Origin of the sequence: Streptosporangium sp. NPDC001681 (assembly GCF_040298085.1) — a bacterium.
GTDB lineage: Bacteria > Actinomycetota > Actinomycetes > Streptosporangiales > Streptosporangiaceae > Streptosporangium.
On the sequence record NZ_JBEOZN010000222.1, the window covers coordinates 1 to 8,440 of the forward strand.

8 protein-coding genes are annotated in these 8,440 nt (G+C 68.1%); 6 read left to right on the plus strand and 2 right to left on the minus strand.

Going from position 1 to position 8,440, the window contains the following annotated elements; translation table 11 throughout:
• The first annotated feature begins 331 nt into the window (after positions 1-331).
• Positions 332-661: a hypothetical protein gene (locus ABT130_RS45970; RefSeq protein ID WP_350966255.1), complete on the plus strand. Its 330-nt coding sequence runs from the start codon at positions 332-334 to the stop codon at positions 659-661.
• Positions 662-864: 203 nt separating this feature from the next.
• On the opposite strand, the gene ABT130_RS45975 is transcribed toward ABT130_RS45970, so the two are convergent.
• Together ABT130_RS45975 and ABT130_RS45980 are read right to left on the minus strand one after the other, a co-directional pair.
• Positions 865-2,682, minus strand: a complete 1,818-nt coding sequence (locus ABT130_RS45975; protein WP_350966256.1) for an APC family permease — start codon at positions 2,680-2,682, stop codon at positions 865-867.
• A 60-nt stretch (positions 2,683-2,742) separates the two neighbouring features.
• Entirely contained in the window at positions 2,743-3,966 is a 1,224-nt protein-coding gene (locus ABT130_RS45980) for an ammonium transporter (RefSeq protein ID WP_350966257.1), read from the minus strand.
• Positions 3,967-4,308: 342 nt separating this feature from the next.
• Here ABT130_RS45980 and ABT130_RS45985 point away from each other — a divergent pair, with 342 nt between their 5' ends.
• The 5 genes from ABT130_RS45985 to ABT130_RS46005 form a co-directional block, all read left to right on the plus strand.
• Positions 4,309-5,211 carry an urea transporter gene (locus tag ABT130_RS45985; protein WP_350966258.1) on the plus strand — a complete coding sequence of 301 codons (903 nt, stop codon included), beginning with the start codon at positions 4,309-4,311 and terminating at the stop codon, positions 5,209-5,211.
• A gap of 21 nt (positions 5,212-5,232) precedes the next feature.
• Positions 5,233-5,541, plus strand: coding sequence for an urease subunit gamma (locus tag ABT130_RS45990; protein ID WP_350923196.1), 309 nt, complete (start codon positions 5,233-5,235; stop codon positions 5,539-5,541).
• Between the two features lie 135 nt (positions 5,542-5,676).
• On the plus strand, positions 5,677-6,111 hold the full coding sequence (locus tag ABT130_RS45995; protein ID WP_451935634.1) for an urease subunit beta: 435 nt from the start codon (positions 5,677-5,679) through the stop codon (positions 6,109-6,111).
• 6 nt (positions 6,112-6,117) lie between these two features.
• On the plus strand, positions 6,118-7,839 hold the full coding sequence (gene ureC, locus ABT130_RS46000; RefSeq protein WP_350966259.1) for an urease subunit alpha: 1,722 nt from the start codon (positions 6,118-6,120) through the stop codon (positions 7,837-7,839).
• On the plus strand, positions 7,839-8,440 hold a 602-nt coding region (locus tag ABT130_RS46005; RefSeq protein ID WP_350966260.1), incomplete at its 3' end, for an urease accessory protein UreF. The genes ureC and ABT130_RS46005, both read left to right, overlap by 1 nt.

Below are 8,440 nucleotides of genomic sequence, written 5' to 3' on the forward strand. Positions count from 1 at the left end.
TATACCGTTAATCACTTTTGGTTGTGGGCGTGCCCGTTCCCCTTGGTGGGGGCCCGTCGTCCGTTAGAGGGGTCGGGGAGGCCATGGCTGCGGGTACGGAGGTCGTGGCTGTGGGTACGGAGGCCGCCACGGGACCGGGTATGAGTTCGGGTACGGAGGCCGCCAGCCCGGGTACGGGGGCCGCCAGCCCGGATACGGCGGGTGCCAGCCCGGGTACGGCGGGACCGGGTATGAGTTCGGGTACGGAGGCCGCCAGCCTGGGTATGGGGGCCGCCAGCCCGGATACGGCGGGTGCCAGCCCGGGTAGTACGGCTGGCCGACGGTGCCGGAGATGGGCACGCAGTCGTACTGCGGGCACGGCGTGGTGAAGCACTGCTTGGGAGAGGGCACGCAGACGCGGCCGGGGCCGCAGTTGACCGCCGCGCACGGCGATCCCGGGTCGCACTTCCCCGCCTTCTGCGCGGCCGGCGCGGCGGCGATGGCCGCCTGTGCGGCCGGAGCGGCGGACGCCCCGTCCGCCCAGGCCGTGGTCGTGGCGGCTGGTGATCCGGTCGCCGTGACCAGGGCCAGCGCCAGGATTAGTTTTCGAAGCATTTTTCCCCCAGATGTCATGATCGGTTCTGCCTCTCTGGCGATGCTCGCACCGGCCATTCCTGCTTAGGGCAAAGCGACCATCAGAAAGTCGGCTGGCTTGCGGAGGATTAGGTATTGCTTCTGGAGGACCGGCATTTTCGCCGGAAATATCATGTCAATTCGGGCGACCCAACTGCCGAGTGTGACACTTAAATCAGCTTATGGCGTGATACTCAAATCAGCCCATAGGTAACGCATAGCATAAAAGGCCACTTCAATCACTGGTGTCGTCTATATGCCGATTCGGAAGGGCAGTAGGCAGACGAGCACATCCGTGTGCTCCCGTAGCGTGACCATCAGGAAAAGGTCACGCTGGTTGTGCAGGGCCCGGTGGCGGAAGTGCCGCGGTTCGACGGTGGGAATGAGCACGGCGACCCATTTTCCATCGTCGGCGACCTGCCGGATGTAGTCGAGAACGGGACGGACCACGGTGTGCTGCGGGCTGCCGAGGATCTCAAGACGGACCCCCGGGTCCCACAGGTTCCACCGCGTCCGCAGGTCGTCCACCCCCTCCTCGGTGAAACGCACCGCGACGACCACCACCTCGCCACCGAGGGCCAGGCCCGCGCTGACGGCCCGTTCCGTCTTGGTGGTGATGTCCGAGACCGGGATGATGATCACTTTCCCGGTCTCGGCGACCGCCGCGGGCCGGGTGGGTTTGGCAGGTGTCCGCCCGAGCCCGAGCTGCTTTTCGACCGCGGTGTAGTAGCGCTCGACGCGGGCGAACAGCAGCATGAGCAGCGGGATGGCGATGACGACCACCCAGGCGCCCTCCAGGAACTTGGTGGTGAGCAGCACCAGGGTGGCGACGGCGGTCAGCAGGGCACCGGTGCCGTTGAGCAGCGTCCTGCCGAGCCGGCGGGGCGGGCGCAGGGTCGTCCAGTGCCTGACCAGGCCGACCTGGCTGATCGTGAAGCCGATGAACACCCCGATGGCGAACATCGGGATCAGCCTGTGGGTCCGCGCGTCCACCGCGATCAGTATCACGGCGGCCGCCACCGCCACGGCCACGACGCCGTACCTGTGGACGGGACGCTCGGTGCGCAGCGCGAACAGGTGGGGCAGGCGGTTGTCGCGGGCCAGCAGGCTCAGCAGGACCGGCAGGCCGCCGAAGCTGGTGTTGGCGGCCAGTGCCAGGGCGAGCATGACCACGAGGTTGGTCGCGTAGTACGCCCAGCTCGTGCCGTAGGCGCCGGCGGTCAGCTGGGCGAGGACGGTGACGTCCTGCCGGGGCTGTACCCGGTCGCGGTGGATGAGCAGCGCCAGTCCGATCAGCATCACCCCGAGCAGCGCGCCGAGCAGCAGTTCGGTCCGTTGTGCCCGCGCGACCCGCGGCTCGCGGAACATGGGCACGCCGTTGGCGATGGCCTCGACGCCGGTCAGCGCGGAGCACCCGGAGGAGAACGCCTTGAGGATCAGCAGCACTCCCAGCGCGTCGGTCACCGGGACGTGCATGGGCGTCCCCACCACGGCCGCCGGATGGGAGCGGGCCAGCCCCAGCACCACGACGCCGAGGATGCTGACCACGAACAGCGCGGTGGGCAGCATCAGCACCCGCGCGCTGTCGGCGATGCCGTACAGGTTCACCACGGTCAGCAGGGCCAGTCCCAGCAGGCAGATCGCCAGGAGATGCGGGGCCAGGGCGGGGAAGGCCGAGGCGAGGCTGGCGGCACCGGCCGCGAGGCTGACCGCCACGGTGAGCACGTAGTCGACGATGAGCGCCGCGGCGGCCAGCAGGCTCACCCGTTCGCCGAGATCGTTCTTGGCCACCGCGTAGGAGCCGCCGCCGTTCGGATACGCGGCGATCACCTGGCAGTAGGAGATCACCAGCACGGTGAGCAGCCCGACGATGGCCAGGGTGATCGGCAGCGTGTAACCGATCGCGGCGCCACCGGCGGCGGCCAGGATGAGCGCGATCGCCTCCGGTCCGTAGGCGACCGAGCTGAGAGCGTCGAGCGACAACGCGGCCAGCCCCTGCAGGCTGGTCAGATGATGTCTTTCGCCCTCACCGTGGCGCAGCTGGGGCCTGACGCGCCAGCTGACGTGCACAGGGCGGTCCGATCGGCGGTGAGGGGTCATGGCGGCGACTCGTCATGGTGACCGCCGGGCTCACCCCTCGGCAAAGCCCACGTCCGAGCCGACGCGCTGCTCCTCCTCGGTCGCTCGCATCCGGAACAGCTTGTCGACCACTTTCCCGATGATGAACGTGACGATGAAGCTGTACAGACCGACGGCCAGGACACCGACCACCTGCTTGCCCAGCAGCGCGATCGAACCGCCGTAGAAGAGGCCGGGGGTTCCGACGAGCTCGCCGGTGGCGAAGAACCCGAGCAGCAGGATGCCGGTGATGCCGCCGGCCCCGTGGAAGCCGGTCACGTCCAGCGTGTCGTCGTAGCCGAGGACCAGCTTCATCTCGACCGCGTACGTACACACGATGGCGGCGACGATGCCGACGACGAGCGCGCCCTCGACGTTGACGAACGCGCAGGACGGGGTGATGGCCACCAGTCCGGCCAGGACGCCGTTGGCCGAGCCCATCCTGGTCAGGTGCCGGAAGCGGATCCACTCCACCAGCCGCCAGGTCAGCATCCCCGCGCAGCCCGCGATCATCGTGCTGAGAAACGCCCTGGCGGCCAGCGGGCCGTCGGTCAGCGCGGAGCCCGCGTTGAAACCGAACCAGCCGAACCAGAGCAGGGCCAGGCCGAGCAGGACCAGGGGGATGTTGGCGGGCTGCGGGGCGTCCTTGCGCCGGAAGGCGACACCCGGCCCGAGCACCAGCGCGAGTGCCAGCCCGGAGATGCCCGAGTTCAGCTCGACGACCAGCCCGCCGGCGAAGTCCAGCACGCCCCATTGCTTGAGCCAGCCGGTGTTGGAGAACACCCAGTGGGCGACCGGCGCGTAGACCAGGGTCATCCACAGGACGCCGAAGAGCATCCAGGGGCCGAACCGGGCCCGTCCCGCGATCGAGCCGCTGATCAGCGCGACCGTGATGATGGCGAAGGTCAGCTGGAACAGTGCGAAGACGTACGTGGGGATCTGCTGGTACAGCGTCTCGGGGGTGATGTTCGCGAACCGGAAATCGCTCCAGCCGATGAGCCCGGCGCCACCGAGGTCCCTCCCGAAGGCCAGCCCGTATCCGTAGGCGAACCAGATGATGGTCACCAGGCTGATCGAGATGAAACTCATGTAAAGCGTTGTCAGCAGATTCTTGGAACGGACCATGCCGCCATAAAAGAAGGCCAGCCCCGGAGTCATCAGCAGCACCATCGCGGTGCTGGTCAGCATCCAGGCCGAATCACCGGTGTTCAGCCCGCTTGATATCCAGCTGCTCATTCCGACTGACATTATGGGCCCCTTCGTCTTGTTTTGCTCCTTCGGCTCTTTTCGCGCCTGCCGACAGAGATGCCCTAGCTCACATGGTTGGCGTCTAAGTCGGGAGTCAACCTCAGCACCTTTGATATTTGACCGAATGCTGGCCTTGGTTGATTTTTGCCGGTTCGGCACATGGAAAGTAGTGCTGTGTGCCCACATTGTGGATTCACCTTTGATGGCCGTCCATGGGACGGATGCGCGTCAGTGGCGGGAAGGGCGACGTTTATGACATCGGCGTTTCCGCCGTCGGGCTCACCCGGAGGTGAGCATCCTGCCGGGGGGCGCCGCGCGCTGGAGTACCTGTTGACGATCCCCCGGGGGGTCGCGCAGGTCGATCTCCAGCCCAACCAGTGGACGGGCCTGATCTTCATCGTCGCGTTGTTCGTCGGCGGCTGGCGGTTCGGCGTCTTCGGCCTGCTGGGCACGCTCGTCGCCACGGCCACCGCGTACCTGTTCGGCGTCACCTGGGACCGGGTCTCGGTGGGGCTGGAGGGGTTCTGCGGCACGCTCATCGGTGTCAGCCTGGTGCTCTACCTGGAAGCCCGGTGGATGACCGTGCTCCTGGTCGTCGCCGGGGCGATCGCCGGGAGCGTGCTCACCTCGGCGCTGAACGTGCTGCTCACCCCGTACAACCTGCCGACCTTCACCGCGCCCTTCTGCGTGGTCACCAGCGTGATGGTGATCGGCGGGCCGTCCTTCAGCCGGATCTGGGCGGAGCACGCGCGCTCGGCCCCGCCGTCGGCCACCGCTCCGGGCACCGCGATGAGCTGGCACGACTTCTGGCGGGGCACGCTCAGCGGCATCGGCCAGGTGTTCTTCCAGAACCAGTGGTACGTCGGCCTGATCTTCCTGATCGGGCTGTTCGTGGCCGGCTGGGTGACCGGGCTGGTGGCGCTCCTGTCCAGCCTGGTCGGCCTGCTCACCGGCTGGGCGCTGGGCGCGCAGGCCGCCGATCTCGGGGCCGGCCTGTACGGCTACAACGCCGTGCTGGCCGGGCTCGCGCTGTGGGGCACGTTCATGCTGGTGAACCGGGTGAGCGCGGTCTACGCGGTGATCGGCGTGGTGTCCGCGGCGGCGCTGACCGCCGGTATCGGCAACCTGTTCGCCGTTACCGGCGGCCACACCCTCACCTGGCCGTTCGTCCTGGTGACCTGGGTGTTCCTGGCGGCCATCCCGATGTTCACGAAAATCCAGCGCGCCGGATAGCCGTGCGGAGAAAGGACCCCGATGAATCTCACACCACGCGAGATGGACAAGCTGCTCATTTTCCTCGTCGCCCAGATGGCCGAGCAGCGCCGCAGGCGCGGGCTGAAGCTGAACTACGGCGAGACGGTGGCGCTGATCAGCTCGGCGATCGTGGAGGCGGCACGGGACGGCAAGACGGTCGCCGAGTGCATGGAACTGGGCAAGCAGGTGGTCGGGCCCAACGACGTGCTGCCGGGCGTACGCGGGATGCTGAAGCTGATACAGGTCGAGGCCGTCTTCGACGACGGCACCAAGCTGGTCTCCTGTCACGATCCCGTCGGCGGGAAGTGATGCCCGGGGAACGCGCGCTCCTGCGGCTCGGCGGACCGTCGTCCGCGGCGGCCGGACATCGCCACGACCACGACGATGACCACGACCATCACCACGGCTTCCGGGCGGTGGCGAACCTGAGGGGGGCGACATCCCATGTCGGATGACGACGTCTACATCTACGGCGAGGGACAGATCGAGCTGAACGCCGGTCAGCCCAGGGTGAAGCTGACCGTGCACAACACCGGTGACCGGGCCGTTCAGGTGGGCTCGCACTTCCATTTCTTCGAGGCCAACCGCGCGCTGAGGTTCGACCGCGACAAGGCGTTCGGCAAGCGCCTTGACATTCCGGCCGGCACCGCCGTCCGGTTCGAACCCGGAGACACCAAGGAAGTAAAGCTGGTCGAGTACGGCGGGGGCCTGCGGATCGTCGGCTTCGGTGGACTGCTCAACGGAAGCGTTCGCTCGCCCGAGGCGCATCGCAAGGCGCTGAAAAGAATGCGCGAACGCGGTTATCTCGACGAGCCGGGCGGGTCCGCGGCGGCTTCGTCAAAGAAGAACGGCTCCTCAGGCTCCGCGAAGAAGGGCTGAATCCCGATGACCACGATCAGTCGTAAGCAGTACGCGACCATGTACGGCCCCACGGTGGGGGACCGGATCCGCCTCGGGGACACCAACCTCGTCGTCGAGGTGGAGAAGGACCACACCGAGGGGCACTACGGGGACGAGGTGCAGTACGGGGGCGGCAAGACGGCCCGCGACGGGATGTCGGCCGATCCCGCCTCGCGGAACGCCACGGTCGCCCTGGACGTGGTGATCACCAACGCGGTGATCATCGACCCGGTCCTGGGCATCGTCAAGGGCGACATCGGTATCAAGGACGGCAAGATCGTCGGGATCGGCAAGGCGGGCAACCCGCACACCCAGAACGGGGTCGACCGGAGGCTCATCCTGGGGGTGGGCACCGAGGTGATCTCCGGCGAGAACCTCATCGCCACCGCCGGCGCGATCGACACCCACGTCCACTTCATCTCCCCGCAGCAGGCGCAGAACGCGCTGAGCAACGGGATCACCACCCTGGTCGGCGGGGGAACCGGTCCCGCCGACGGCACCCGTGGCACCACCTGCACCCCGGGACCGTGGAACATCGCCCGCATCCTGCAGGCGTACGAGGCCATTCCGATCAACATCGGGGTGTACGGAAAGGGGAACAGCAGCCTGCCGGCCTCTCTGGAGGAGCAGATCAGGGCGGGCGCCTGCGGGCTGAAGGTGCACGAGGACTGGGGAACCACGCCCGCCGTCATCGACTGCTCGCTGTCCGTCGCCGACGAGTACGACATCCAGATAACCATCCACACCGACACGCTGAACGAGGCCGGGTTCGTCGAGGACACCATCAGCGCGATCAACGGCCGCGCGATCCACACGTACCACTCCGAGGGCGCGGGCGGCGGGCACGCCCCCGACATCCTGCGGGTGACCGGGGAGCCCAACGTGCTGCCGGCCTCCACGAACCCGACGCTGCCCTACACCGCCAACTCGGTGGACGAGTTGCTGGACATGACGATGGTCTGCCACCACCTCAGCTACGACGTCCCTGAGGACGTGGCGTTCGCGGAGAGCCGGGTGCGCGCCGAGACCATCTCCGCCGAGACCGTCCTGCACGACCTGGGCATCATCAGCATGATCGGGTCGGACTCGCAGGCGATGGGCCGGGTGGGCGAGTCGTTCACCCGCACGTTCCAGATCGCCCACCACTGCAAGGACAAGCGGGGGGCGCTGCCGGAGGACTCCGCGCGCAACGACAACTTCCGGGTGCTGCGCTACCTGGCCAAGCTGACCATCAACCCGGCCCGCACCTGCGGGATGGCCGACACGATCGGCTCGCTGGAGGACGGGAAGCTGGCCGACATCGTGCTCTGGCAGGTGCACTCCTTCGCGGCCAAGCCCTACCTGATCGTCAAGGGCGGCATGATCAGCTGGGCCCAGATGGGCGACCCGAACGCGTCCTTGCCGACGCCGCAGCCGGTCTACTACCGGCCGACGTTCGGAGCCTTCGGCGCCGCGCTGAAGGAGACCTGCGTCACCTTCATGTCGCAGGCCGGGATCGACGCGGGCGTGCCCGAGCGGCTCGGCCTGGGCCGGACCATCCGGGGCGTACGCCAGTGCCGGACCGTCGACAAGCGCCACATGCTGCGCAACTCGACGCTGGCCGACATCATGGTCGATCCGGAGACCTACAAGGTCTCGGTGAACGGCAAGCCGGTCAGCATCGAACCGGCCGCCAAGCTGCCGCTGAACCGGCTCTACTTCATTTGATGAGCCTGACCGAGCTGGGCCCGCTGCTCGCCCAGTTGCAGCTCACCGACTCCGGCTTCCCGAGCGGGCTGTACACGCTCTCGCACGGGCTGGAGGGGTACGTCCAGCTCGGGGCGACCGGATCGGCGGACCTGCGTGGCCTGCTGACCGACCTGCTGTACAACTCGGTGGGGCCGGGGGACGCGACGGCCCTGGTGCTGGCGCACCGTGCCGCCGGAGCGGGCGACTGGGATCGGCTGGTCGAGGTCGACCAGCGGCTGCACGCGATCAAACTCAACCGTGAGCAGCGCTCCGCCTCGGTCAGGACCGGCCGGCAGGTCCTCGACACGGCGGTGTGGGCGTTCGCCTCGCCGGAGGCGGCCCGGCTGGCGGCCCTGGTGGCGGAGAGGGCCGCGCCGGGCAACCACGCGGTCGTGGTCGGCGTGATCCACGCGGGCATGGGCGTGCCCGTCGCGCACGCGGTGGCCGGTGACCTGTACGCCTTCGCCGCGGGCTGGACGGCGGCGGCGGTGCGGCGCTCGGCCTCCTCCAGCCAGGAACGGCGGGCGGCCAGGGCCTCCTCGGTGTCCTTGACGTCCTTGTCCCTGCCCGCGTCCCTGGC